Below are 26,184 nucleotides of genomic sequence, written 5' to 3'. Positions count from 1 at the left end.
ATGGCCGGGCTTTTATTAACCAATCATCGCCAGAGGCTGATTATTGGCTTCTTATTTGCTTCTTATTTAATGTATGCACCGCTGCGCAATGCTTCAATACGCTTATCCAGCGGCGGGTGAGACATAAACAACTCGCTGAATGATTTCGATTTACCGTTGATACAGAACGCCATCATGCTTCCCGCTTCCTGCGGCTCATGACTGGTTTTCAGACGCTGCAATGCAGCAATCATTTTCTCACGACCTACCAGTTTTGCAGAACCCGCATCGGCATGGAATTCACGGTGACGCGAGAACCACATGGTGATGATGCTGGCCAGAATACCGAACACCAGTTCCAGCACGGTTGCCACGGCGAAATAAATCAACGGGTTACCGTTACTGCTCTCTTCGCCATCACGGTTACCGGAAAGGAAACCAGAAGCCACCTGCGCGATAATACGTGAAATGAAGATAACGAAGGTGTTCACCACACCCTGGATAAGGGTCATGGTCACCATATCGCCATTCGCAATGTGGCTGATTTCGTGAGCGATAACCGCTTCGGCTTCGTCCTGACTCATGCTTTGCAGCAGTCCGGTGCTGACAGCTACCAGAGAGGCATCGCGGCGCGCGCCTGTCGCGAACGCATTAATATCTGGCGCGTGATAAATCGCGACCTGTGGCATACCAATGCCCGCCTGCTGAGACTGACGACGAACAGTTTCCATCAACCAACGTTCAGTTTCATTACGAGGTTGCTCGATAACTTCACCACCCACCGAGCGCAACGCCATCCATTTAGACATCAGCAACGAGACAATTGCACCACCGAAGCCAAACAGCCCGGCCATGATCATCAATCCCGGCACGCTGCTGTGCTGAATGCCAGTCAGGCTAAGCACCAGCCCGAATACCAGCATAACGGCCAGGTTAGTCAGCAGGAACAACGCTATACGCATCATAAAATTTTACTTCCTCATTGTTACTTCATTGTTATTGGCAGAGTTTAACCACCGGCACATAGCACACCCGGCTGTACTGATCCTATGGGCTTCTTACTAAGATTCAAGAGCCCATACGTTCTGAAGGTCTAAAATCACAATACTTTACATTTTGAAGCGTTTTATTTCACAGACAAGCCTGAAATTTAGAAGATTTTTCATAATTCACGCATAAAAAAAGCGCACCGGAGTGCGCTTCTTATTTGTCCAACTGCGTGCTTATTTCGCAGCAGTCTGGTCGACCTGAGCCTTTTCCAGTTTGCCGAGATCAACAGCAATATGATCAGCTTCATCGAGATAAGGATCCGGAGCAACGTAGTCTTTCGGCAAATCGTCGAGAGATTTAAGCGGCTTCTTACCTTCACGTTTGAAGCGTTCATTCAGACGGCTAAGACGCAGGGCATCATCCTCTTTATCTTCTTTATCACGCTGCGCGTAATTCAGAGAGGCGATGTTACGTTTGTCTTTCAGCGCCTTGTAATGGGCAATGTCTTGCTGGATGTACTGGAACTCTGGATCTTTCGCAATACGGGCTTCATGATCTTTAAGCAATTCAGGCAGGAACGGTTTCATGTCGCCTAATTTGCTGTAAGTTGCCGCATTAATGCTATCCCACGGAAGTGCGTTATCTTCGAACTTCTCGCCGGTTTCAATCGATTCAATACCGGTTGGCATCAGAATGTCCGGGGTCACCCCTTTACGCTGAGTACTGCCACCATTGATACGATAAAACTTCTGGATAGTGTATTGCACGGAACCGAGTGCAGGCCATTCCGGGCGCAGCATCTGGTCATAAATACGGTTCAGCGAACGGTATTGCTGAACGGTACCTTTACCGAAGGTTGGCTCACCGACAATCAGCGCACGACCATAATCCTGCATTGCAGCTGCAAAGATTTCGGAAGCGGAAGCACTGAAGCGATCAACCAGTACTACCAGCGGGCCTTTATAGTAAACGACGCCATCGGTATCGCTGTCCTGACGGATGCGGCCGTTGTTATCGCGAACCTGAACCACCGGGCCACTTGGAATAAACAGACCAGACAGCGAAACCGCTTCAGTCAGAGCACCACCACCGTTAGTACGGAGATCGATAACCAGACTGTTGACGTTCTGCTTCGCCATTTTCTGCAACTGAACTTTAACGTCATCCGTCAGGCCAACGTAGAAACCAGGAATGTCCATCACAGCGACTTTTTGAGCGCCAACATTCTTAATGGTCATTTTAACTGCGCGGTCTTCCAGACGGATTTTCTCGCGAGTCAGCGTGATCACGTGGTTTTTAGCATTCTTACCCGCAGGCAAGATTTGCAGACGGACTTTGCTGCCTTTCGGCCCTTTGATGAGCGCGACGACGTCGTCAAGACGCCAGCCAATCACATCGACAATTGGCGTTTGTTTTCCTGCCTGAACCTGGCCCACACCAACAATACGGTCACCGACTGCGATAGCTTTGCTTTTGGCCGCCGGGCCGCCAGCTACCATCGAATTGATGACTGTGTAATCGTCGTCACCCTGCAATACCGCGCCAATACCTTCCAGAGACAGGCTCATTTCGGTATTAAACTGCTCGGTGCTGCGGGGAGAGAGATAGTTGGTGTGCGGATCGATTTCATGCGCGAAGGCATTCATCACCAGCTGGAAAACATCTTCGCTGTTACTTTGTGTCAGGCGTTTCATCGCAAAATGATAACGCTTGGAGAGCACGTCACGGATTTCCTGATCGTTTTTGCCAGTCAGTTTGAGGTTCAGCTCGTCATATTTGACTTTCGCATCCCACAATTTGTCCAGCTCAGCGCGGTCTTTCGGCCACGGTGCTTTACTGCGATCAAGTTCAATCGTGTCGTTGCCCGTGAAGTCCATCGGGCGCTCAAGCACTTTCAACGCATAGTCATAGCGTTCAAAGCGGCGTTTTTGAGCCAGATTAAAAAGAGCATATGGCGTGGTTAACTGACCGGTTTTCAGTTCCTCACCCAAGGTTGCACGTTTATCAGTAAACTGTGCGACATCGGAAGCCATTAATACGTTATGGCCATAATCGAGCATGTTGAGGTAACGGTCGAAGATTTTCGCTGAGAAATCTGCATTAAGGTCGAACTGACGATAATGTGAACGGGTAAAGCGAGCAGTAACACGCTCGCTCACCGTTGCATCCTGAGGATCCTGAGTTAAATTAGGAAGTTGAGCGAGAGTCACCGGTGCACTCTCGTTCGCTGCAAAGCTGGTGTTCACCAGCCCTGCTCCTGCCATTAACAGACCCGCAATAACGCTTAATCTGACAAATTTGTTCATGCCTGAGTTGGCCTCCGTATCAGAACTGCAAGTGTTCTGCGCGCACGATCATCGCCAGACCCGAAGAGAGTTGAACGCGTACACCGTCTTTGGCAATTTCCAAAACGGTTGCATCCATTGCACTCTGTCCTGCTCTGACTTTGATTTCCTGGCCAATTTGCAGTTTTGAAATGTCTGTTACTGGCACCTGACGCGGTTCACGTTTTTCCTCACGCGGTGGGCGAGGTGTACGTGGTTTGCGATTTTCCTGACCAGCTACAGCAGCGGGCGCATTTTCACGACGCGGCGCGGGTTTTTTACCTGCCGGACGTGGACGACGTGGCTCAGTGCTTTCACCGGCTTCACGACGTTTAGCCTGTTGTTCTGCACGTTGTGCCTGAACACGGGCTTTTGCTTCTTCCAACTGTTTACGGGCATGTTCAACGTGCTGCTCTTCGAGAACGCCACATGAATTACCATCAAGGTCAACGCGTTCCGCGCCAACTTTGACGCCGTACAGATAGCGCCAGCTTGAGGTATACAGACGCAGAGCAGAGCGTAACTGAGTTTTGCTCAGATTCTCTTCACCTTGCACGCGCTCGACCAAATCCGCAAAGATACCGATCTTTAATGGGCGTGCTTCGCCTTCGGCGGTAAAACAGAGCGGGAACCGCTCAGCCAAAAAGGCGATGACTTCTTTACTACTGTTCAACTTAGGTTGATTTTCCATGAAATTTCCTGATTACAACGGGTTTGCCAACCGGCGCAGGCATGAACAGGCGTCATTATAATGACGCCGTTATTAAATGCCACGTTATCCGACGATCAACTTACGATCAGATTGACATATTTTTCAGCATCGCAGTTTTCGAGATGCTGGCAAAGCCCGCTGACTAACTCTGTCAGCCCCTGTTCATCGGCTTCGTCGAAGCGTTGATAAACGGTGCTATCAATGTCTAATACGCCGATCACTTTGCCATTTACTGTTACTGGCAGAACGATTTCGGCATTACTTGCTGCGTCACAGGCGATATGGCCCGGGAAGGCATGAACATCACCCACACGTTGCACAGTATTTTCCGCCACTGCCGTACCGCAGACGCCTTTTCCTACCGGAATACGCACGCAGGCAATTTTACCCTGGAATGGCCCCAGCACCAGCGTTGTGCCATCCATCAGATAAAAACCTACCCAGTTAACGCCTTCAAGACGTTCAAAAAGTAAGGCACTCGCATTCGACAGAGTCGCAATAAAATTGTTTTCTCCGGCGATCAACGCGCTCAAATCACGTTTTAATTCCGTGTAGAATGCTTCTTTATTCATGTAGTAACCAATAATAACCTAAGGGCACTGAGCCGTTCTGTTGTGCTTAACCCCTATAAAATAAGCATTAAATGCCCATATGAACAAGGTTAATCCTGTGTGACATCAAAAAGACTCACCTACAATAACTGTTTGCCGACCGCATAATACGTTATTTTGTCAAAAAAACCTGGCTGATCTTGGCCTGATGGCCTCGCCTGACCCCTTCGCGGGATGCGTAATTGTAACAACAGGTATTCTTTACTATTTCAGGCACTATGAAAATACACACAATTTCAGCCCAGATACCACAGATTCGCTATCAGCGATGCAGCGAGTGTGACACGCTTTTCACACTTCCGTCGCTGCAACGCACGCAGACAGCTCATTGTCCGCGTTGTAACGCGAAAGTTGAAAAAGGCAGGGTTTGTTCCCTGCCGCGACTGATCACGATGGCTATCAGCATATTATTGCTGATGCCGTTCGCGTATACCGAACCGCTGATCAGCATTCGTCTGCTGGGGACACGCATTGACGCCAGTTTGCTTGAAGGTATCTGGCAGATGTCGCAACAGGGGGATCCCGTGACCGCCAGCATGGTGGCCTTTTGTACCATCGGTGCGCCGCTGACACTCGCAGTATCCATTCTTTATTTGCATTTTGGCAGCAAACTTGGGATGAATCTGAAACCAGTGCTGCTGATGCTCGATCGCCTCAAAGACTGGGTGATGCTGGATATTTATCTGGTCGGAATGGCCGTCGCCAGTATCAAGGTTAAAGAGTATGCCGACATCAACGTCGGTATTGCGCTGGCCGCCTATCTGATGATGACGCTGATGGTCACGCTGACCATGATTAATCTCAACATTGAGCAGTTATGGGAAGAATTCTACCCGCAGCGTCAGCCAAAAGGATTGCCCTCTTCATTGCGGCTGTGCCTGGCCTGTAAATTCACCGGTATACCGGATGAGCGCGGACGCTGCCCGCGCTGCCATGTTCCGATGCGTCTACGCTATAAACACAGTTTGCAGAAAACATGGGCCGCTCTGATTGCCGCCATTGTCTTTTTAATCCCGGCCAATTTACTGCCCATTTCCATCATCTATGCCAACGGGCAACAGCTGAAGGACACTATATTTTCCGGTGTTGTGTCGCTCGCCACATCGGGGAACGTACCGATCGCCGCCATTGTATTTATCGCCAGCGTGCTGGTGCCATTTACCAAAGTGATCGTGATGCTGACGCTGCTTCTCAGCATTCATTTCAAAGCGATTCAGGGACTGAAAACACGTATCCGCCTTTTCCGTCTGGTGCACTGGATAGGACGCTGGTCAATGCTGGATTTGTTTGTTATTTCATTAATGATGTCGCTGGTTAACCGTGACCAGCTTTTGTCTTTTACGATGGGACCGGCCGCCTTTTACTTCGGCGCAGCCGTAATTCTGACCGTTCTTGCCGTTGAATGGCTTGATAGCCGCTTGATTTGGGATGCACATGCAACAGGAAACGCCGAATACACCGACTGAAGCACGGATTAAACACAGACGCCGGATTTCGCCGTTCTGGCTTCTGCCGTTTATCGCTTTACTGATCGCCGGATGGTTGATTTACAGCAACTATCAGGAACGTGGAAACACTGTGACTATCGATTTCCAGTCGGCGGCAGGTATTGTCGCTGGCCGTACGCCGGTGCGTTATCAGGGCGTGGAAGTTGGCACGGTGGAATCCATCAGCCTGACGAAAGACCTGCGCACAATTCAGGTGAAAGTCAGTATTAAAAGTGACTTGTCTGACGCCCTTCGTGAAGGCACACAGTTCTGGCTGGTCACTCCGAAAGCGTCACTTGCCGGCGTTTCAGGACTTGATGCGCTGGTGGGCGGTAACTACATCGGCATGATGCCAGGGCCGGGAAAAGAGAAAGCCCACTTTGTGGCGCTCGATACACAGCCTAAATTCCGCCTCAATACCGGCGAACTGATGGTCCATCTGCATGCCAAAGATCTGGGTTCGCTGAACACCGGTTCGCTGGTTTATTACCGTAAAATTCCGGTCGGTAAGGTTTACGATTACGACATTGAAAGTGGCAATGAAGGCGTAACCATCGACGTACTGGTCGACAAACGCTTTGCTAATCTGGTCAAAGAAAATACGCGTTTCTGGAACGTTTCAGGCTTTAAGGCAGATTTGAGTCTGAGCGGAGCGAAAGTTCAGATGGAAAGTCTGGCAGCACTGGTGAATGGCGCGATCGCTATGGATTCCCCGAATGACGGGAAACAGGCAAAAGCCGATCAGTCATACGTGCTCTATCCGGATCTGGCGCAAAGCCAGCGTGGTGTGGAAATCAATCTGGATTTACCCGATGGTAACGGGCTATCCGAAGACCAGACACCACTGATGTATCAGGGCTTACAGGTCGGTACGCTGACCAAAATCACGTTACAGCCGGATAATAAAGTCACCGGTAAACTGACAGTTGATCCTTCAGTGCTCGACATGATGCGTACCGGCACGCGCATTGAAATGAACAGTCCGAAAATCAGCCTCAATAATGCCAATCTCAGCCAGTTGCTGACCGGTAATACGCTGGAACTGATCCCCGGCGACGGTGAGCCGCAAAAGCATTTTGTGGTGCTCGACAGTAATCAGCGATTGTTGCAGAACCCTGACATACTCAAAGTTCAGCTGATTGCACCGCAGAGTTACGGTATTGATGCGGGACAGCCCATAAAACTTTACGGCCTCAACGTCGGTACAATTATTGACCGGACGCTAACAGATGAAGGCATTGTGTTTAATGTTGCTATCAAGCCGGAATATAAAAACTTGCTGCATAAAGACAGCAAGTTTGTGGTCAACAGCCGGGTTGATGTGAAACTGGGTGTCGATGGTATGGAAGTCCTTGGTGCCAGCGCTCAGGAATGGGTCGATGGTGGTGTGCGTATTATTCCAGGCACCAAAGGCGCACCTGCACAAAAATATCCGCTTTACAGTAATGCCGAAAAAGCTGCCGAAGGCATTCAGGGCGAGCAACCGGGCGCCACGCTAACACTGACAGCTAAAAGCCTGCCTGATGTTCAGACAGGTTCAGTCGTGCTTTACCGGAAGTTCCAGGTAGGCCAGATAGTCAATGTCCGTCCTAAAGCCAATGAATTTGAAGTTGATGTATATATTCAGCCGCAATATCGCAACCTGCTGACAGAGAAGACGATTTTCTGGGCAGAAGGTGGCGCAAAAGTGCAGCTCAACGGCAACGGGCTGACCGTTCAGGCCTCACCGCTGGATCGCGCGCTTAAAGGCGCTATCAGCTTCGATAATCTTGATGGCGTCACCGCCAGCAAAGGGGCGAAGCGTGTTCTGTATGATTCAGAAACTTCGGCACGCGCAGTTGGCAGCCAGATAACGCTGAATACTTATGATGCCAGTAAGCTTTCCGCCGGCATGCCTATTCGTTATCTGGGCATCACCATCGGTCAGGTGGAGTCGCTGAAACTGGATCCGCAACTGAATCAGGTTTCCGCCAAAGCCGTGTTGTATCCGGAATATGTTGAAAACTTTGCCCGCCGCGGAACCCGGTTCTCAATCGTTTCACCGGAAATTTCGGCCGGTGGCGTCAGCAATCTCGATACGCTTCTCCAGCCCTACATTAACGTAGAAGCAGGCAAAGGCGCGCCAGCGCGCAACTTTGATTTGCAGGACTCCACCATCACCGACTCGCGCTACACGGATGGTCTGGGTATCGTGGTCGATGCCGCCGAAGTCGGTTCATTACAAATCGGCACGCCGGTGCTGTTCCGCGGAATTGAAGTCGGTACCGTATCTGGCTTCTATCTGGGCGCCATGGCGGACCGCGTGAATGTGACGCTTCGGATCAGTAAAAAATATCAATATCTGGTGCGGGAAAACTCCGTGTTCTGGCTGGCCTCTGGCTACGACCTGCAATTCGGTCTGACCGGTGGCGTGTTCAAAAGCGGCACATTCCAGCAATTTATTCGCGGAGGTATCGCCTTTGCGACGCCGCCAACCACGCCACTGGCGCCGAAAGCCGCCAACGGTAATCATTTCCTGCTCAATCCTGAAGCACCAAAAGACTGGCAGAAATGGGGAACGGCAATCCCGAGAAATTAACCGATATTATGTTGATCAGGGCCACCTTCGGGTGGCCTTTTCTTTATCAGGCAACGCGCGCAGCCCTCTTATCAAATGTAAATATGATAAACTCCGCGGCAGAAAATCTTCTTCAGCTCTGGAACCACACCTTTGTCAAAGCTCACTACCGCCACCACTTTTACTGATAAATTACCCGCCGCTTTTCTGGAAGCCACACGCGCAATCATGCCCGCTGAACTGAGCATGGACGATTTTATTGCTGCCTGCCAGCGCCCTCTCCGCCCCAGTCTGCGGGTGAATACCCTGAAAATAAGCGTGACGGATTTCCTTGAGCTTGCCGGCAATTATCAGTGGGATTTGGAGCCTGTGCCGTGGTGTGCGGAAGGTTTCTGGATAAACCGCAACGTCCTGGACGATACACGTCTGGGCAATGCCTTATCGCATCTGGCCGGCCTTTTCTATATTCAGGAAGCCAGTTCCATGTTGCCGGTCACGGCGTTATTTGCCAACGATACCCAACCGGTTCTGGTGATGGATGTGGCTGCTGCACCCGGCTCTAAAACCACGCAAATCGCGGCGCTGATGGAAAATCAGGGTGGCATTATTGCCAATGAATATTCCGCCAGCCGCGTCAAAGTCCTGCACGCAAATATCAGCCGCTGTGGCGTCAGTAATACAGCGCTGACTCACTTTGACGGACGCGTATTTGGTGCTGCTCTGCCTGAAACGTTTGACGCTATCCTGCTGGACGCGCCCTGCTCCGGCGAAGGCGTTATCCGTAAAGACCCTGACGCCATGAGCAACTGGTCTGAAAACAGCGTGACTGAAATTGCCTCAACTCAGCGTGAACTGATCGACAGCGCATTTCATGCGCTTAAACCTGGCGGTGTTTTGGTCTACTCCACCTGCACCCTTAACGCACAGGAAAACCAGCAAGTCTGCCAGTGGTTACTGGATACCTACAGGGATGCGGTTGAAGTGGAGTCGCTGGCAGAGTTATTCACAGACGCCGGTAAAGCCGTCACACCGGAAGGCTATTTGCACGTATTTCCGCAGGTTTATGACAGCGAAGGTTTCTTTGTCGCGCGCTTTCGTAAAACAGATTCTGTTCCGCGTCTGCCAGTCCCGGGATATAAAGTGGGGCGTTTCCCGTTCTCGCCACTTTCCCGTCAGGACAGCGCCGAAATTATCAAGACTGCGGGTCTTTCAGGGCTTTCCTGGCCTGAGAAACAATACACATTATGGCAACGTGATAAAGAAATCTGGCTGTTCCCTGTCGTGCTGGAACCTGTTTTTGGCAAAGTCCGTTTTTCCCGTATCGGTGTGCGGCTGGCGGAGCGTTTTCCGAAAGGATTTCGCTGGCAGCATGAAGCCGTGGTGGCTTTCAGCGCCACAGATGCCAAAAACCGCTTTGAGATAAATGATGAACTGGCGCAAAGCTGGTTCCGTGGCGTCGATATCTATCCGGACGACACGCCACCCGCTGATGAATGTCTGGTGACCTGGCTTGGCCAGCCATTGGGATTGGCAAAACGCATCGGTAGTCGTATTAAAAACAGCCCGCCGCGCGAACTGGTGAGAGACGGTGCGATACGTCCGCAGACATTACCGAACGATTAATCAGACTTAACTTTCCCGCAATCTTCTGTGCCAGAGGAGCATTCCGACGGCGCAGAATATGCTGCTTAACCGTCATTAATACCGATAAAAACACCTGATAACGGCATTTCTGTGAATACTGTGCAACTGAACTTTTAGGTGAAATCACGGTGCCAAAGTGTATATAACAATTAGCAGAAGAGCATTTTATGCTTCATATATCGGATAGCGACTTATATTATCAAGAAAGGTTTATTGAATTATAAGTAGGAATAATCCTATCGTGGCATGTATTATTGCCATCAAGATAACATTGTCAGTGATATATCATTTTCAGATATAAATCTTAATGCCTGATGTTGAGTAAAGACCTGCCAGTCGGAGAAGTATCATGTCGGATGAAATGAAACTCGAATCAGCAGATGGGCTGCTTTTGCAGCAAATGGCCAGTCTGCGAGACATTATCGATAACAATTCTGACTGGATCTGGGAAGTCGATGCGCAGGGGCGTTATGTTTTCTCCTCCAACAAATGTATCGAGTTCCTGGGCGTTCCGCCTGAAAAAGTATTAGGTAAAACCCCTTTCGATTTCATGCCTCCGGATGAAGCCCGCCGCGTTGGCGAGCAATTTGCTGCCATCGTTGAGCGTCGTGCGCCTTTCGGTGGATTACTGAACCGTAATATCCGCCCGGACGGCACTGAAGTCATTCTCGAAACCAGCGGTGTTCCGCTCTTTGATGATGACGGGAATTTCCGTGGCTATCGCGGGATTGACCGGAATCTGACCAGCCTCGATCAGGCGCCGGGTCAGCGTCTTTTTCAGCTCGAAACAATCTATTCCAATGCGCCGGTTGGCCTGTGTTTCATTGATTTGCAGATGCGCTACGTCACGGTCAATGACGCAATGGCCACTATTATCGGCCTGCAACCCTATGAAGCGATCGGCCGCAAAGTCGGCGTTTTCCTGCCAGGGCTTTCCCCTCTGCTAAATAACGCGCTGGAACTGGCCCAGCGTAACGAAACAACCCCCGATCGTGAGTTTTCCGTTCCCGGAAAAAATCAGGTTTTCTTCGTGCGTATTAAAGCGGCCTATGACGGACAGAATCATCTGAATGGCCTCTCCGTCGCGATGACCGACATTACCAGCCTCAAACGAATGGAAAGAGCCCTGCGCGAAAGCCAGGAGCATTATCGCAACATGGTTGAGCTTAACCCGCAAATCCCGTGGACAGCCGATCCGCGCGGGATGCTCAATGATGTCAGTTCACGCTTTCAACGGATAACCGGTATGACTCGGCAGGATATCCTGGCCGACAAGTGGATCCAGAGTATGCATGTGGAAGACCGCCGCGCCGCCGTTCAGACCTGGGAACAATGCCTGAAAACAGGCGCGCCGCTGGATATTGAAGTCCGCTTTTGTCACGTAGATCGCGGCTGGAACTGGATGCGTATCCGCGCCGCGGCAAGCTACGCCACCGATGGCTCGATTCAACGCTGGTACGGTACCGCTGAAGACGTTCATGAGCGCAAATTGCTGGAACTGAAACTGGTCAAAGCCAACCGTCGGCTGGAGATCCAGGCACGCACAGATTCACTGACCAAACTGCCTAATCGACGTGAGTTCAAAAAAGTGCTCAGCCATGAATATATGCGCGCCAAACGGAACCGCACGCCGCTGACCGTAGTGATGATCGACATAGACTACTTCAAACACTTTAACGACCATTACGGCCATCTTTCCGGTGATGCCTGCCTGCGTTTAGTCGCGCGCACCTTGCGCAAATCACTCAAACGCAGCACTGACGTCGTGACACGTTTTGGCGGTGAAGAGTTCGCTGCCATTCTGCCGGATACTGACCTGAAAGGCGCATGGATTGTCGCACAACACATTATGGAATCGATTGAATCGCTGGGCATCAAGCATAGCTTCAGTGAATTTAACCGCGTCACCATCAGTCAGGGGATTGCGACTTATATGCCGGACCAGGATCCCGGCATTGAAGATCAGTCAGATATCGTCAGTGCCGCAGATGAGGCCTTGTATCTGTCCAAAAATAATGGCCGCAACCAGATTAACGCGATGCCTGTGTCAGTAAGATTTAATCAGCTTTAATCCTTTTCCGAGCCGCTGCGTTTAGCATAAGGCGGCTCCCGGCATTTGAACACCGCCACACCCGGTTCAAAATCCTGCCTCTTCTCGTCGTCCATAAAAAAGAATATCCGCAAAAAATTCGGGTGGCGCTTTTTGTGCTGTCGACTATTCTCAAATAAGGCAGACCAACTGGTCATACCTGATGTCATTGAAATGGCTTACTTCACTCTGGCGAGGAGTATCAGATGGGAAAATCGATTATCCGGATTGGCAGTTACGAAATTGACGATGCACATCTTTCAACGCCTGAAGCAAAAGGCGGCGATAAGGTGCATATTCCGTGCAAATCAGACCCTGATTTGTGCATGCAGCTTGATGCCTGGGATGACCACACCAGCGTTCCGGCAGTCCTCGATGGCCGTCATTCTGTGTTGTATAAAGAAAAGTACGACGAACAGAAAGATGAGTGGATCATGCGACTGGAGTAACACAGCGTGGCGAACGGAAGTGAGTTCGCCACGCCGCTTGCGGTCGGACGGCGTGAGTCACTGTTGAGGTTGAGTTTTTTTGACCAGAGAGATACCCCGCCCGGCAAAAAAGCGCGCGAAAGTTTCCACAGGTAACGTGACATCCTGTTGGGTAGAAACATTGTGACCTGAAGGATTATGAAAGGTCACAGTCTGAGAATCCGCTCGCGTTACCAGCACCAGATGACCGCCTTTTTGCGGGGGTGTGGAGTCCGGGATACGAACCGAAGGATGCACCGAAGCAATAAAAAACCGGTGTTCCTGCAGTTGACCGGCTATTTCTTGTGCCGAGATATCTACCTTCACCTGAGCTTCAAGCCCCAACTCCTGCCGGACATATTCAACAAAAGGCGCGTAGATCAGCCCCTTAATGTTGTCACCCTCGCGAATATATGCCCCGTAGGACAAGCTGCGGTAGGTCAGTTTCAAAACAGGCACTACTTTGCCTGAAACAGCGGCCAGCACCATTTTCAGGCAACACATCCCGCAAACATGGTTTGCCCACTCAATAAATTCCTGCTGATCAGATGCGCCGGACTGAGGCCACAAACTGATATCACTGAGTTTGATATCTCCGGCAATAATCCCGGCCGCACAGTCAGGATCTTCCCACTGGTTAAAATAAGGGACTGCGGAAGAAGCAGAAAACGAACGCTGATTAACGGACATGACGTATTCCTGGTCGGACACTGAAAACATCAGGTTGATCATTTCACTGACGAATGAAAAGGCCTGATTTCTGCATCAGGCCTCTGGAAAGGTTTAGAACTTTTCAACCATCCGGAACTTCATGAGTAACAGAGGCATAGTCGGTTCAAACATTTCATATTCCTCAAAGAAACGCTGGTGCTCTTTGCGCCAGTATGCCAGCGTCCGGTCACCTTCTCCTTCTTCCCAGGCATGTTGTTCTGTTACCTGATCAAAAGGCACTTGTTTCACTTCGGTCAGTTGCACGGCACACACCGGATTATTGCGGCCATCAACTACCACAAAGATTTCGCCCGGCTCAGGTTCAGGATCATCATCAAGATTTGAACAGGTGGCGGTTTTTGTGCCAGCAATAACGCGCTTAGCCAGTTCGTCAGCTGACGATTCAGTATCACCAAACGACCAGCGCTCTGCGTCCCTGTATTTGAGTGGGATCTGCGGAATCATAATTTATCCTTTCAATTGAGATAGTTCACTGCCATTACAGTTAAACATTAGCACAAAAAAACCCGCCGCAGCGGGTTTTGCAAGCCGGAAAAGTGTCTTAAGGTTTGCAGTTTTCCGGCATTGTCGCCGGCCACTGACGCGCGCTACCGGCGCCGTATAAGACGCTAATACCACATTCCTTATCAACACGCGCCAGAGGTTTACCCGTTTTGTCGATCATCATCGACATGGCCTGTGTGGAAACGACCGCCACTCCGCTGTCAAACGGCGACGCAGCGCTAAACACCGGTACCACCGCGAAGTTGCCCTGCGCATCGACATAACCATACTTACCGTCAGTTTTGGCGAAAGCCAGCCCGTCGACAGGCAAACCTAAATCAGCATAAGAGACGCCATCAGTCTGTTTACCCTGCCCGTTAATCCAGGTTTTTGTCCCATCAGCACGCGTCAGTACGGCATGATCATCGACCATCTGACTGGCGTGGCCCTGAACCGTAAGAACCAGTTTACCGGTATTATCGACATAGCGTGTCGCAGGCTCGTTGTCCTGCGGATCATAGGACACGGACCAGCCGCTCGCTGGCGGCATGCTCCACAGCCCTTCCGGCATGGCTGCCACGCGCACACCTTTGTCATCAATCAGCTCATAGCCTGCTGGCGTTGAGCGCAAGGCCCGCCCTCGCACAAAAGCAGAACTCCGGCTTTCACCCACAGGTTGAATTTGCCATTCGCCTTGCGCAGACAGATATCCTTGCTGAGGCTGGCGCGATAATTTGACCCAGTCGCCGAGCGCACTGATACGTGTTTGCTGCTCATGAAGCTGAATATTACCTTTAGCATCCAGAAGCCAGGACTGACCGGCCGCAGAAGTAGCCAGAATACGTCCGTCACTAAACTGATTTACGGTGAGTCCGGCGACAGGTGCAATTCTTGGTTGCGCGTCATTGCCTGTGATTTCTGCCAGAACAGCCGATTCAGATTGTCCGTCGGTTGCAGGTTGCGTCAGTAACCAGAGGGCGGAGTTAATGCGGCGGGCCTCAGCATATTTCGGCGGCACAACCACTTTACCCTGACTGTCGAGTATCCCCCACAGCCCCTCCGGTGATTTGAATGCGGCCAGACCCTCTGAGTAATCGCCTACATCCTGATACGCCGGTTGCAGGACAGTCTTCTGACTGATGACGTCGTAGATGCCCCACAACGCCCCCTCGGCTGCCGTTTCACGATAGCGGAACCAGCCATTGCCGAGGGATTCAATCTCAAACACGTTCGGCAAATCATAATGCTTACCGGCGTGATCAAGTGCGGTCAGTTTTCCATTCAGATAGTCCAGAGCGTAACCCTGCACAAAAGGAGAAATATTATCTTCAGTCAGCGGGATAATAACCTTGCCCTGCACATCCACCACGCCAGTGCCATCGGCTGTACTCACGATGAACTGACCGATGTTATTGCTGCTGTCAGCAGGTTCAATATCCTGCCATTTAGTATCAAGCTGAAGGGAGCCATCCGGGCGCAGGAAACCCGCGCCATTTTTGCTGCCAGTATTACCAGGGCGCACCAGCGCAAGTGCCTGTGGCGCTGAAGCTGAAGGGGCATCAATACTGGCAGTCAGAGGTTCGATACGGCTGCCTTCCAGAGTGCTGATACTCTTCTGATTCAGCAATGCCTTGCCTGTGGCATCAACCACATTCACCACATCACCTTGATCATTGCGCAGCCACAAACGGTGATCGATAACTTCAGCACTGGAAATTTGCGCCAGCCAGCCAACATTCTGAGTCCCGCCAATGACTCCGCCAGAAGGAGCAACAATGGCATTCACTTTTTTCTGCTCACCTTTGGTCGTTATCAGGAACTCACCGGTATTCTGCTCCCAGGGCTCACTGCCTGCAGGCAGCGTAATGGCTTGTTTTCGCCCCGGCACATATAGAGTCAGAGAGTCTTTGCTGGCAGGATTTAAAACATAATCCCCTGAAACCCGAAGTGCTGCCGCTCCGGCTTCATTGAAAGTGGCAATCACAGCGGCAGAATTATTCAGCAATTTGATGCCATCGACCGTTTTCGCCAGCCAGAAGGCGCCCGTTTCCTCGCTGACAGTAAGATATTTCTGCTCATCCTGACTTCCGTCAGTGCGGATTAAAGTAATTCCATCCGCTTTTTTCGCCAGTGCGACAGAAAGATTACGGGGATCCAAGGTGATGGACGTGTACTGTGGCTGAACACGCCAGGTCAGATTCCCATCCACAATGCCATAGCCTTTTGTGGCATCGACCGCAATGAACAGATCATCGGAACCAAACGGCTCAACCACTTCCATTTTGTCCGTCGCCACATGGCGTACACCGTCTGGTGAAAGAAGTACGCTGTTAAATGTCAGGCTGAGGCGGGCAGGAACACCATTACTCAGGACAGCATCATCAACCAAATCATCAAGTGCTTTACCGACCTGAATACCTTTACGATCAATAATCTGGGATTTTCCGTCCACCTTCACAACGGCCAGACCGGCTTCTGTAAAGGGTTGTACGCTGTCAAAGGAAGGCTGAATCATCCAGTTGCCGGTCAGATCGATATAGCCCCATTTTCCCTGCTGCATGGCGGCAGCGGCACCGAAGTGGTAATCCCCAACCTGCTCAAAAACAGGTTTGATGACGAGCTGCCCCTGATTATCCAGAAACCCCCAGCGCTCATCCGTTGCCTCAGCTGCGGATAAAAGTACGGCAGCACGCCCTTCACGCACATCGCGGATACACAAATTTTGCACTAAAGGCAGCGCCGCGCGTAACTGGATATCGGCCCTGGAAGCGGGCAATGGCGCCGAACATCCCGGTGCTGATTCAGCCATTACAGGTTCAGCCGCAACAGCCGAGGCAGTCAGCGTCAAAAAGGCCAATGTGCTACCGGTGTTCAATGCGCAGTGGAGTGCGTGACGTAGCCTTAAAGGTTTGCTGACAATCATTAATTACCCCCGGAACCGCAAGTGGGTGCTTTCGCAGGCCAAAGATAAGCACCTTTCGCATCCACGATGACGCGCTGATTACAACGCACCTGAATTTTTGCCTGTACATTCCCGTCGGCATTCAGCAAATTCACCACACCCTTGCCACCAGCCCACGCACGCTTCTCACTAAAATCGGTTGCCCAGTCAAATTTAGGCAAAACAGCGAAACGGCCCGTGGTATTGATATATCCCAGCAGGTTGCCGTACGTTGATTTTTTCACGGCGGTCGCAAAATTATTGCTCATCGCACCCACCTGATCGAAGTAAGCACCGATCAACTTCTTGCCTTGCTGATCGACAAAACCATAAAGGCCTTTTTGATCACGCATAGGAATAACACCCGAACTGGCTTTGTCGGCCTGCAGGCTGTCAAGCCCGACAAAGCGCTGGATTTCATTGCCATCGTTGTCATAAAGAACGGTTTCACCTTTCTCGTCATCATTCATGACAAGGCGCATCATCGAATTAAGCGGTTGCGCCTGTTCGAAGCCCTCTGCCGAAGCGCCATGGTCATTTATCAGCATAGTTCGCCCGTCGCTGACAGCACGGCTTAGATTCAGAGGTGCGATGAAATTAAATTCAGCCGTGTAAAGCGGCTGAATTTGCCAGTAGCCCTGGCTGTCAATCGCGCCGTAATGTGGCGCGAAACTCAATTTTATCCAGTCACCTTCTACAGAACTCGATGAAGCGTTAATGGCTTTACTGACCGGGGAACGCCCGGCGTTGTCCAGTAAGGCCACGCCCCCTTCGGAAGGTTGAACCAGCCAATGGTTCTGCCCGACAGCTTGTGGTCTGGCGAGTAAATCCGTCGCTAACGCCTGCCCGCTTTGGGCACTATAAAGACTGTAATGGCTGGCGAGTGCACCACGTTCTACAGGCTGATCGTTATCAGAAAGAGTAAACGCATCCTGACCAATATATTGGAATTTACCGCTTCGCTCCGCATCCGGGGCTATCGCCCAGGAGCCATTAGCGCTGAGAACGCCCCATCCTTCATCCGTTTTAGCCAGAGCATAACCTTCGCTGAAGGCATCGATTTCAGTGAACTGTGGTGTCACCTTAATACTTTTGCTCGCGATATCCCACAAGCCCCAGCGCTGCGCTTCTTTTTCACCCTCGGTGTAATAAATCAATCCTGAGGATAAACGCTGAGCATTTTTCTGAATGTCTGCCGGTACCTCGATTGCATTACCGTTTCGGTCAATCAGATGTTTAACATCTGTATTATTGGCATTCTCTACAGCCCAGGTGTAATCACCCTCGAACGGAGTGATCTGGGTATACACCGGCTGAATAACCCACTTACCTGAAGCATCGACAGCACCCGTTTTTTTAGTTTGAGTGTGGATGATAAGCGGCGCCTGAGAACCGGAGATTTCTACTGAAGCCCATTGAGGATCAGACAAAACATTACCTTGCGAGGTAAGAATGGCAGGCGGTTTGCTGGCATCCGCGGGGGTCAGAACCGCCCATGGGAGACTGTGTGCCACATCGCCGTTTGTTTCTGGCAGTGCAGTGACATCATCTGTGATCGCCACTGTACCCAATGGCCGCAGCTGGTAGTCTTTGAGAGCAGTAAGGGTGGCATCATTGAGAAGCGCTACACCATTGTTGTCATAAATCTGGGCGACTTGTGGTGCCTTGCCTTCAGTTTGCATAACCCAGAGATGATTTCCCTGCTGCAGCACTTGCGGCTTATTCACTTTCAGCGAAACAATCTGATTATCTGCACCGATGATAACAATGCCTTTGCTACCCGTACCCAGCGTTGCTTTTCCCCAGACCAGAATGTTTTCAGACTGATCAGCAGGAATATCCTGCACTTTCTCCAGCTTGCTGCTGAGTAACTGTTTATTGTTATCATTCCCAGTCACCAGCCAGCTGCCGGAAGCAAGCGGTCGAACAGATTTGTATTGCTCTTTATTTAACGCAACACCCTGACGATCCACAAATGACCAAAGATTCTTGGTTTTTACCGCAACTACGTCACCATTAAGTTGTGGTTCATCCCGCGTTTTAAGCACCATCGGGTTTATCGCCCAGTCACCGTTCTCATCGAGATAGCCCCAATAACCTTCTTCTGAAGAATCACGTTTTTTGGCGGGGATTAACCCTGACTGTGGCAAATCGAGCGCCATAACATCATCAGGTAAAGAAAGAGAGCGATCGGTGGAAGCATTCCACAACGCAGGTGACACCTGCGTTTGGACACTTGCCAGGGCCTGACCGCCGGCAAAACCACGGCTGTCGAGTGCAACGGCGAATGGCAGCGTTTTAATCACTGCGCCTTTTTTGTCTATGAGCGCCAGACGATTATCTGTCACCACTAAGGCAGTCCCTTGGGCATTAAAATCTGTAGCACGCGTAAAACGCGGCTCGATAACCCAGTGGCCTTTTTTATCGATATATCCGAACTGGTCGCCTTTTTTCACCGCAGCCAGGTCGTTAACAAACCCCCGCGCTTCGCTGAAATCAGGTTTGATGACCATGTGCCCGGTGGTATCCACGTAGCCCCACTGTGGTTCACGCGAAAGTCCGACCTGAACAGGCGAAAGCCCTTGCTGGAAAGGTAGCTGACAGTCTTTGGCGGTTTTTGCATTGCCACATGCCCGTAACTGCGCGTCGTCCGCATGTGCCGGCATGGTAAAAAAAGCATTCAGAACCAGGGTTAACGCACTGAAATTTCTGATGTATTTAAATTTTTCGGAGCAATTCATCCGATGCCCTTATAACTGGATAAAATAGGAAAGTGTTGCGCGCGCTTTTTCTTCATCACCCGCAAAATGGGCGTGTGGGACGGTAATAAATCCGATAATAATCAATTTCAAACGCGCGCACATGTTATACGCCTATAGGGTGTCAGCTTGTGAAAGAAAAAGCAGCTAATTTATTACTCTGTAACGAATGAATACACTTCATCACTGCACCGAAAGGTACTCTACAGATGTTACCATCCGATTTGATTCAGCACATTCCGCTAACCTCATAATTACATTTTTACTTCTTTCTTAAAAATAGGATCATTTTTGGTTACAGGCATAAAAATGGCGAATTATTAATCTCTGAAAGATTCTTATAACTTTTGATTAAAGTCATTATTTCCCCAGCTTTTGTCTGGTTTTATAGATAAATGAGCGTTGTGTGACCAATATCACTCCCGTCTGGGTGACGTAAAACCTGGCAGTGTTCGGTTACAGCGTATTTCAGGTGCTTTATCTAATTGGGGAAAAGTCATGCCTATTGTTCGAGCCAGACTGAGTTTGTTTGGTGGCGACACTGTCGTCATACGTTGTTCAGAAAAATGTCACATACACCTGATGTGTGAAAGTGAAGTTGAGCGAAAAGGACGTCACTCTGGTTTCGGCGATATTTTGACAGTTAATGATCAGAATACGGCTTATGTAGGGATCCCCTACAAAGGTGTCTGGAATGTCCTCATCGATTCCAAATGCGACTCTCTGGAGCATTCAATCAGCTACCTGCCAGCCTGATCACCTTCTTATAAAAAAACCTTCATCTCTTATAATATTTTGCTCAGGCGATTGGAAAACCATTTGCCTGATCTTAAGACCTCGCAATCCAACGTTTTGCAGCTCATGAAGTTACAGACATCAGGGAATACCGTCCACGGTCAAAGTTGATTCTTGCGTAACGTCACGTAATAAACTTTAGCGCGTTACATCAGTTACATAGCGTTATTGAATTGAACATTCCACATATCTGAAAACCTCTTTCCAGGCCTGATTAATTGATTGCAAGCGGTGATTCCACATAGCATTCTGTCTGATGTAACGACGTGGCGCCGGTCAGTTCACCGGATTTTTTTCAGGCAAAAACAGATATCTAAAAATGAATAATAAATCACTTTGCACCATCGCTGACGTAGCCGACCTTATTCCTGAGCTGCGTAAAGTTCGCCAACACTTGCACCAACACCCGGAGCTCTCCAATGAAGAGTCCGCAACGGCTGCGCTCGTGGCTGAAAGATTAGCATCTCTCGGCTTTCAGGTGACGACGGGCATTGGCGGCTTCGGCGTCGTCGGCACAATGACACTTGGCAACGGTTCACGCAGTATCGGGATTCGTGCCGATATGGACGCCTTACCGATAACTGAACAAACAGGTGTGAGTTACGCCAGCCAGAATCCAGGCAAAATGCATGCGTGCGGACATGACGGACACACAACGATGCTTCTTGGTGCAGCCGAACAACTGGCACGCAGCAAAAACTTCTCGGGAACCGTACATCTTATTTTCCAGCCTGCAGAAGAAATCGGTTTCAACAGCGGCGCTGAACGCATGCTGGCTGAACAACTTTTTGAGCGATTCCCGTGTGATGCCGTTTACGGCTTACATAATCATCCGGGCTATCCGGTCGGGAAAATGATGTTCCGATCAGGGCCGTTTATGGCTGCCTGCGACACCGTCAATATCACTATCCATGGAAAAGGGGGTCATGCCGCCCGCCCTCACATGACCGTTGACCCCATTCTGGTTGCCGGCAGTCTGGTTGTTGCCTTGCAGTCGGTCATTTCACGCAACATCGACCCAAATGAAACGGCAGTGGTCACTATCGGTTCATTGCACTCCGGCCATGCGGCGAATGTCATCCCGGAAACAGCCCGTCTGGAAATGAGCGTCCGCTCGTTTGATCCGCAAGTACGTAAAATCCTCGAACAGCGCATTTGTCAGCTGGTGGATAATCATGCAGCCGGATACGGCGCAAGAGCAGAAATTGAATATGTGCCCGGCTACCCGGTGCTTGTGAATCATGATAAGGAAACAGCGTTTGCAACCGAAGTGGCAAAAGAACTGCTGGGTGAAGACAACGTCATTGATAATCTGCCACCCATTTCAGGCAGTGAAGATTTTGCATATTTCCTGCAGCAAAAGCCGGGGTGCTTCCTTCGTTTGGGTAACGGGGACAGCGCCGTTTTGCACAATCCGGCTTACAACTTTAATGATGAAAGCCTGAGCTTCGGCGCAGCCTACTGGACTCGCCTGGTTGAGCGTTATCTGGCAGATTAACGACCTCACGGCTTAGCGGCAAAATCCGAACCAGCGCATGCCTAAGTGGAAGTGATTCGCATGCGCTGCGTTATAATCCGGACCGATAGAGTTTCCAAAAAACGGACAGCTCTCTGTGAACAATGTATGAATATACTGCGCTTCAGTGCCAGTCTGAGGCCACTGCTTCAACACGGTTAAATGTCGGCCATCCGCCAGCTCAAAACCCGAGATATCAAGAGCTTCAGCCGTCGCATGTTCACTGAGCCGTGCATTGGGTTTATTGTAAACGTTCCGGCAGGCATAACTGCCCAGATGGTCAATTTTCACCAGCCGTGAACCTAACTCCTGAGAAGCCAAGGGCTTCGCCACCTGCCCGACAAACATCGCACTGCTAAGGGCAAGGCGACAGCTCGCCAGATAGTTAGAACTCAGTGCAACATCCCCAAAACCCCGAACACGAACGGGATCAGTCAGCGGACACTTTCCTCCCATATTCCCTGCATTACTGAACTGGATAGCGCCTTCAGTTTGAGCACGTTCAAGTGCGGCCAGACATTCGTGAGGATTATTATCCAGCTTTCTTAATTTGTACCGGGTAATCAGATTCGGAGGGTCAGTGATAACCAGCGGGGTGAAAGGATTATATTCAGAAGGCACATGGCGGTTTAACCACGGACTGCAGAAATACGCTGCAGCTAAAATCACAATCAGGCTAACCCAATATCGCATAATGCTCCTTACCCGGTTGTGCCGCAGCAGTCCCTTGATTTATCGAGAGTAATATTATGAGTATAGCGCCTGAGTAAATAATGTTCTGACAGAGTTACAAGTAGGGAAAGAAACTTACGAAGGTTTGACATAAATCGACATTGAGTTTGTTATTTTAACTCCCGAAGACTAAGTTTCTTCTCCTGTGTCCACTGTGAACTGTCCTTCATAGTGTGTAAGACCCTCGCATTACCCCTTTCAGCCCGCCCCGAGCGGGCTTTTTTTAACTGAAATCTGGGAGCGCTCTTCAGCAATGCCTTGCCCGGTTATTCCACCCGCCTGACATCCGGATGCCTTTCACTGGCCGCCTCATGAAAAATATCTCCCAGCCAGCCGGGAATCTCATCCTCAGTCATCTCATCAGGAATGATGATGTCATAAAGTCTGGAAAACTTTCTCTCTGCCAAATCCGCACGGAAGACTTGCCATCCACCGGAAGTCTTTTTAACAGCAAGGTGGCGACCAAAAACATTATAAATCAGCATAGAATTCGCCCTGTCAGGTCATGCAAATAGAGTATGAAAGCATCATAGCTACAATGGTGAGAGAAAGTCTAAATTGGGGATACCGAAGGTAAGTGAAAATCGGCTAATTGACTGTTTGGATTGCAATTTTTTGATTTGAAAAACAGGCAAAAAAAGACCGAATACGATTCCTTTATACGCAAAAAATTAATTTATTCCTTTTATATCAACACATTAACTTATTTTATATACGACAAATAACTATCAAAACCTTATTTCCACTTCCTTTGATTTCAGATAGTTAATACCTATTTAGTTTCAATTCGTGAAGATTTCGTTTTCATCGGAGCATGAAGTTATCCAAGCTATCATCAAACTTCATGATGTCCTTCTTTTGCCCTGCCATTGTCTGCAGAATCTCCATGCCCTGCATCAGAGACACTGGCTGTTCAATGACAAAGCAGAACCAGTCATCGTAAACCTGTCCCAACCAGTAACCGCCACCGTGCTCTTTCAGGCGCTGGAAGAAGACGTACTTGCCAGGTTCTATTCGATCCCGAGTCTCGCCGCGGTACACGATGTCAAAACCCAAATCCTTCTTAGCCATAACCGCCTCAAAAAAATACTGTTCATACACACAGTATAATCATGAGGAATTTGGTTTGTGAAGTCAGTGTAGAGAGAAAAATCTTAGAAGGCTGATCTGAAAGGAAATAAAAACCCCGCCGGAGCGGGGTTAAGATGGAAGTTGCATGCTTATTTTCTAAGATATCTTACTTATGACTTTTTTCCCGATTCCTATAAATGGTTTCTCAATAAGTTTGTGAACCCAAAAAGCCAAAAATATAGATACGATGGTAAGATATATAAGTTGCGAGATACCATTATGATTATTAAACAACTTGAAGGTATCTGGGTACTTTTGGAAAGCCTCGATTATAATCGCATGCGTTAAATAAAGTGAGTATGAAATATCCCCCAACACATTTAGACAAGGAATTTCTTTTACTGTATTGAATTTTTCGAAGCAAAGACCAGAGACTACTAATACTGCACACCACATTCCCCAAAGCATAGGGCCATGTCCATATACTTGAACAGAGAGTATAGACAAGATAGCTATTAAAAAAACAAAACCAGAAATCACCCCTAGTGCTTTTTCAAGATAATCTGGCAGTTTTACACCCCTCGTTAAAGTAAATATTTTATATATTACTAATCCGTATATAAAGTCAATAAATAAAGGAGAGGACAAGAATGTCAGCGGAGCATGAAGTACGCTGCCATTCGCAAAAGAATTATCATTATAGGCGGCTAATGTAACTACACCTTTGAAGTGGTATTGTATTCCGCAGACTAATGCCAGTATTGATAAGATAGCGATTAACCATCTGAATCTATGGTTAATAGAAAAAGAAAGCATAAATATAGCGTAAAAGGCTATTTCATAGGTAAGCGTCCATGCAGGACCCAATAGATTATATCCAAAGAATGGCGATCCTGAAGAGTAGTTTTCATTTAACGGAATGATAGACCTAATCAAAAGAGAAAAGTCATATCCGTTCCCTAAGGTAAAAAATGCCGTTAAAACCGAAAATATTAACAGTGGGTATATTCTAAAAAATCGCCTCAGCACATACTTAACTGCCATTAGGTTTTCTTTTTTTTCTGTAGCATAGCAAATTATAAATCCACTAATTATAAAGAAAAGGTCTACCCCGAAGGCACCGCCATAAAAAAGAAGATCGCCCAAATCCTTTTGCGCATATACATTATTTAGATTTACCCTAAGATGGTAAAAAACAACCATTAACGCCGCTATTCCGCGAAGATAATGAATGCTGTTTATTTTTCCTGAACCCACGATTTGCACCCGAAGACATAAAACATCCATGTTAGATTATCGTCAGGGTTAATACAATGAATGTGACAAAATTATTCAAGCATGAGGCGCAGTAGGCCACTGAATATCTGGTGCAGGAAACGTATCTAAGGCCTCAAGCTCATCCAAATAATCCAACCATGCATTATATTGCGTCTTTTCTGTGTCAGTTAACCTCCCCATGGCTGCCTTGCCAGGCCATTGTTTACTGTTGATATAAACATTAGCTTCTTCTATTCGGCTTTGCTTTTCCGTCTCTGCAAGTGCTACTTGCTCATCGTGAGAAGGTGGTGGTGTGCCTCCCCATGTTGGATATCCATCATCACCAGCAATGCGAATCTTCCCAGAGGGTGGGGTTTGAAATGAAGCAAATAAATCCTCATCAACTTCCACGCCATTTTTCGGCCAAACGCCCGCACTCTCGTAATCATCTTGCATATCGAGGGGGTAAAATGCATTTGTCACTGCATCGTATAAATATTTGTTCATTGATTCATTTCCCAATTGCGATCCAGTTTGCACCGGCACCGGTACCAGATGATGAAGGTCTTGAGCTACTCAAATAAAAGCCCGCCAGACCGATTGGAGTTACAGAAAAGGAAGGGCAATCCGTCGCTATGTTGCTTGCGGTATCAAACGAAGTTGTCACCGTGAAAGAATTTGTGAATGCAATCGGCAATGGAATAGCTAGGGGGTAACCAATCGGGCCTGATATAGATGTTCCTCTTTGAATAATTGTGCCATCTGGAAACTTAACCCAACCAGATCCCGACGTAAATGAAGCCATGCTAGGGAGTTGATTGGCACCAGTACCAACGGTTGCAGTAGCTGCCGTCCCAAGTCCGAGGTTAGACCTTGCTGTCGCAGCATTAGCTAAGTCAGATAAATTACTGGCTTTCTGGGTAGCCCCAGTGATGCGCGAGTCATTACCAGCCGCTACCGTTCCTGCTGCAGTGCCTGTATTTAAAGTCGCGGAATTCCCTAACCCCAGATTGGTTCTTGCTGAAGCTTGGGCGGCTG

21 protein-coding genes are annotated in these 26,184 nt (G+C 49.2%); 7 read left to right on the top strand and 14 right to left on the bottom strand.

The features are described 5' to 3' along the window. Nucleotides 1–62 precede the first annotated feature (62 nt). The 4 genes from htpX to ACJY2G_RS24800 all read right to left on the bottom strand — a co-directional run bounded on the left by htpX (nucleotide 63) and on the right by ACJY2G_RS24800 (nucleotide 4,577). A complete protein-coding gene (htpX, locus tag ACJY2G_RS24815) occupies nucleotides 63–944 on the bottom strand; it encodes a protease HtpX (RefSeq protein WP_112287988.1) in 882 nt (293 codons plus the stop codon). A gap of 258 nt (nucleotides 945–1,202) precedes the next feature. Further along, complete coding sequence (gene prc / locus ACJY2G_RS24810; RefSeq protein ID WP_439292306.1) at nucleotides 1,203–3,275, bottom strand: carboxy terminal-processing peptidase; 2,073 nt, start codon at nucleotides 3,273–3,275, stop codon at nucleotides 1,203–1,205. 19 nt (nucleotides 3,276–3,294) lie between these two features. Continuing rightward, the gene (gene proQ / locus ACJY2G_RS24805; RefSeq protein ID WP_430320876.1) at nucleotides 3,295–3,984 is read right to left on the bottom strand and encodes an RNA chaperone ProQ; all 690 of its coding nucleotides are present in this window, start codon (nucleotides 3,982–3,984) and stop codon (nucleotides 3,295–3,297) included. A gap of 95 nt (nucleotides 3,985–4,079) precedes the next feature. After that, the gene (locus tag ACJY2G_RS24800; protein WP_112287991.1) at nucleotides 4,080–4,577 is read right to left on the bottom strand and encodes a GAF domain-containing protein; all 498 of its coding nucleotides are present in this window, start codon (nucleotides 4,575–4,577) and stop codon (nucleotides 4,080–4,082) included. Between the two features lie 257 nt (nucleotides 4,578–4,834). Between ACJY2G_RS24800 and yebS the strand changes: the two genes are divergently transcribed. The 5 genes from yebS (at nucleotide 4,835) to ACJY2G_RS24775 (ending at nucleotide 12,842) form a co-directional block, all read left to right on the top strand. Next, nucleotides 4,835–6,082 (top strand): membrane integrity lipid transport subunit YebS, encoded by a 1,248-nt coding sequence (yebS, locus tag ACJY2G_RS24795; protein WP_112287992.1) that lies wholly within the window; start codon nucleotides 4,835–4,837, stop codon nucleotides 6,080–6,082. Beyond that, a complete protein-coding gene (locus tag ACJY2G_RS24790; RefSeq protein ID WP_430320877.1) occupies nucleotides 6,051–8,681 on the top strand; it encodes an MlaD family protein in 2,631 nt (876 codons plus the stop codon). The genes yebS and ACJY2G_RS24790 overlap by 32 nt, the downstream gene beginning before the upstream one ends. A 207-nt stretch (nucleotides 8,682–8,888) precedes the next feature. Continuing rightward, nucleotides 8,889–10,283, top strand: a complete 1,395-nt coding sequence (rsmF, locus tag ACJY2G_RS24785) for a 16S rRNA (cytosine(1407)-C(5))-methyltransferase RsmF (RefSeq protein WP_439292307.1) — start codon at nucleotides 8,889–8,891, stop codon at nucleotides 10,281–10,283. A gap of 370 nt (nucleotides 10,284–10,653) precedes the next feature. Further along, nucleotides 10,654–12,375, top strand: coding sequence for a sensor domain-containing diguanylate cyclase (locus tag ACJY2G_RS24780; RefSeq protein ID WP_120161754.1), 1,722 nt, complete (start codon nucleotides 10,654–10,656; stop codon nucleotides 12,373–12,375). 224 nt (nucleotides 12,376–12,599) lie between these two features. Then, complete coding sequence (locus tag ACJY2G_RS24775) at nucleotides 12,600–12,842, top strand: YebV family protein (protein WP_112287995.1); 243 nt, start codon at nucleotides 12,600–12,602, stop codon at nucleotides 12,840–12,842. Between the two features lie 57 nt (nucleotides 12,843–12,899). On the opposite strand, the gene ACJY2G_RS24770 is transcribed toward ACJY2G_RS24775, so the two are convergent. The 4 genes from ACJY2G_RS24770 to ACJY2G_RS24755 all read right to left on the bottom strand — a co-directional run bounded on the left by ACJY2G_RS24770 (nucleotide 12,900) and on the right by ACJY2G_RS24755 (nucleotide 19,682). Further along, nucleotides 12,900–13,550: a C39 family peptidase gene (locus tag ACJY2G_RS24770; protein WP_244220201.1), complete on the bottom strand. Its 651-nt coding sequence runs from the start codon at nucleotides 13,548–13,550 to the stop codon at nucleotides 12,900–12,902. 93 nt (nucleotides 13,551–13,643) lie between these two features. Further along, the gene (locus ACJY2G_RS24765; RefSeq protein ID WP_120161753.1) at nucleotides 13,644–14,036 is read right to left on the bottom strand and encodes an ASCH domain-containing protein; all 393 of its coding nucleotides are present in this window, start codon (nucleotides 14,034–14,036) and stop codon (nucleotides 13,644–13,646) included. A 97-nt stretch (nucleotides 14,037–14,133) separates the two neighbouring features. Continuing rightward, nucleotides 14,134–16,884 (bottom strand): WG repeat-containing protein, encoded by a 2,751-nt coding sequence (locus ACJY2G_RS24760; RefSeq protein WP_439292305.1) that lies wholly within the window; start codon nucleotides 16,882–16,884, stop codon nucleotides 14,134–14,136. 113 nt (nucleotides 16,885–16,997) lie between these two features. Then, the gene (locus ACJY2G_RS24755; RefSeq protein ID WP_430320879.1) at nucleotides 16,998–19,682 is read right to left on the bottom strand and encodes a WG repeat-containing protein; all 2,685 of its coding nucleotides are present in this window, start codon (nucleotides 19,680–19,682) and stop codon (nucleotides 16,998–17,000) included. A 591-nt stretch (nucleotides 19,683–20,273) separates the two neighbouring features. On the opposite strand from ACJY2G_RS24755, the gene ACJY2G_RS24750 reads away from it, so the two are divergent. Both ACJY2G_RS24750 and ACJY2G_RS24745 read left to right on the top strand, forming a co-directional pair. Next, nucleotides 20,274–20,531 (top strand): DUF1883 domain-containing protein, encoded by a 258-nt coding sequence (locus ACJY2G_RS24750; RefSeq protein WP_120161750.1) that lies wholly within the window; start codon nucleotides 20,274–20,276, stop codon nucleotides 20,529–20,531. A gap of 358 nt (nucleotides 20,532–20,889) precedes the next feature. Next, nucleotides 20,890–22,068, top strand: a complete 1,179-nt coding sequence (locus tag ACJY2G_RS24745) for a M20 aminoacylase family protein (RefSeq protein WP_430320880.1) — start codon at nucleotides 20,890–20,892, stop codon at nucleotides 22,066–22,068. A gap of 12 nt (nucleotides 22,069–22,080) precedes the next feature. Here ACJY2G_RS24745 and ACJY2G_RS24740 read toward each other — a convergent pair whose 3' ends face one another. From ACJY2G_RS24740 to ACJY2G_RS24715, 6 genes are all read right to left on the bottom strand, one after another. Next, nucleotides 22,081–22,779, bottom strand: coding sequence for an extensin family protein (locus tag ACJY2G_RS24740; RefSeq protein ID WP_430320881.1), 699 nt, complete (start codon nucleotides 22,777–22,779; stop codon nucleotides 22,081–22,083). Between the two features lie 305 nt (nucleotides 22,780–23,084). Then, nucleotides 23,085–23,303, bottom strand: a complete 219-nt coding sequence (locus ACJY2G_RS24735) for a DUF7661 family protein (RefSeq protein ID WP_120161747.1) — start codon at nucleotides 23,301–23,303, stop codon at nucleotides 23,085–23,087. 319 nt (nucleotides 23,304–23,622) lie between these two features. Then, nucleotides 23,623–23,889, bottom strand: a complete 267-nt coding sequence (locus tag ACJY2G_RS24730) for a hypothetical protein (RefSeq protein ID WP_439292304.1) — start codon at nucleotides 23,887–23,889, stop codon at nucleotides 23,623–23,625. 156 nt (nucleotides 23,890–24,045) lie between these two features. Next, the gene (locus ACJY2G_RS24725; protein ID WP_439292303.1) at nucleotides 24,046–25,146 is read right to left on the bottom strand and encodes an acyltransferase family protein; all 1,101 of its coding nucleotides are present in this window, start codon (nucleotides 25,144–25,146) and stop codon (nucleotides 24,046–24,048) included. Between the two features lie 75 nt (nucleotides 25,147–25,221). Beyond that, on the bottom strand, nucleotides 25,222–25,653 hold the full coding sequence (locus ACJY2G_RS24720; RefSeq protein ID WP_439292302.1) for a tail fiber assembly protein: 432 nt from the start codon (nucleotides 25,651–25,653) through the stop codon (nucleotides 25,222–25,224). 4 nt (nucleotides 25,654–25,657) lie between these two features. Continuing rightward, nucleotides 25,658–26,184: gp53-like domain-containing protein (locus ACJY2G_RS24715; protein WP_439292301.1), on the bottom strand; the 527-nt coding region annotated here is incomplete at its 5' end.

Source organism: Rahnella sp. ATs2 (genome assembly GCF_051851855.1).
Classification (GTDB): Bacteria; Pseudomonadota; Gammaproteobacteria; order Enterobacterales; family Enterobacteriaceae; genus Rahnella; species Rahnella variigena.
This window is presented reverse-complemented; position numbering and strand designations above follow the sequence as displayed.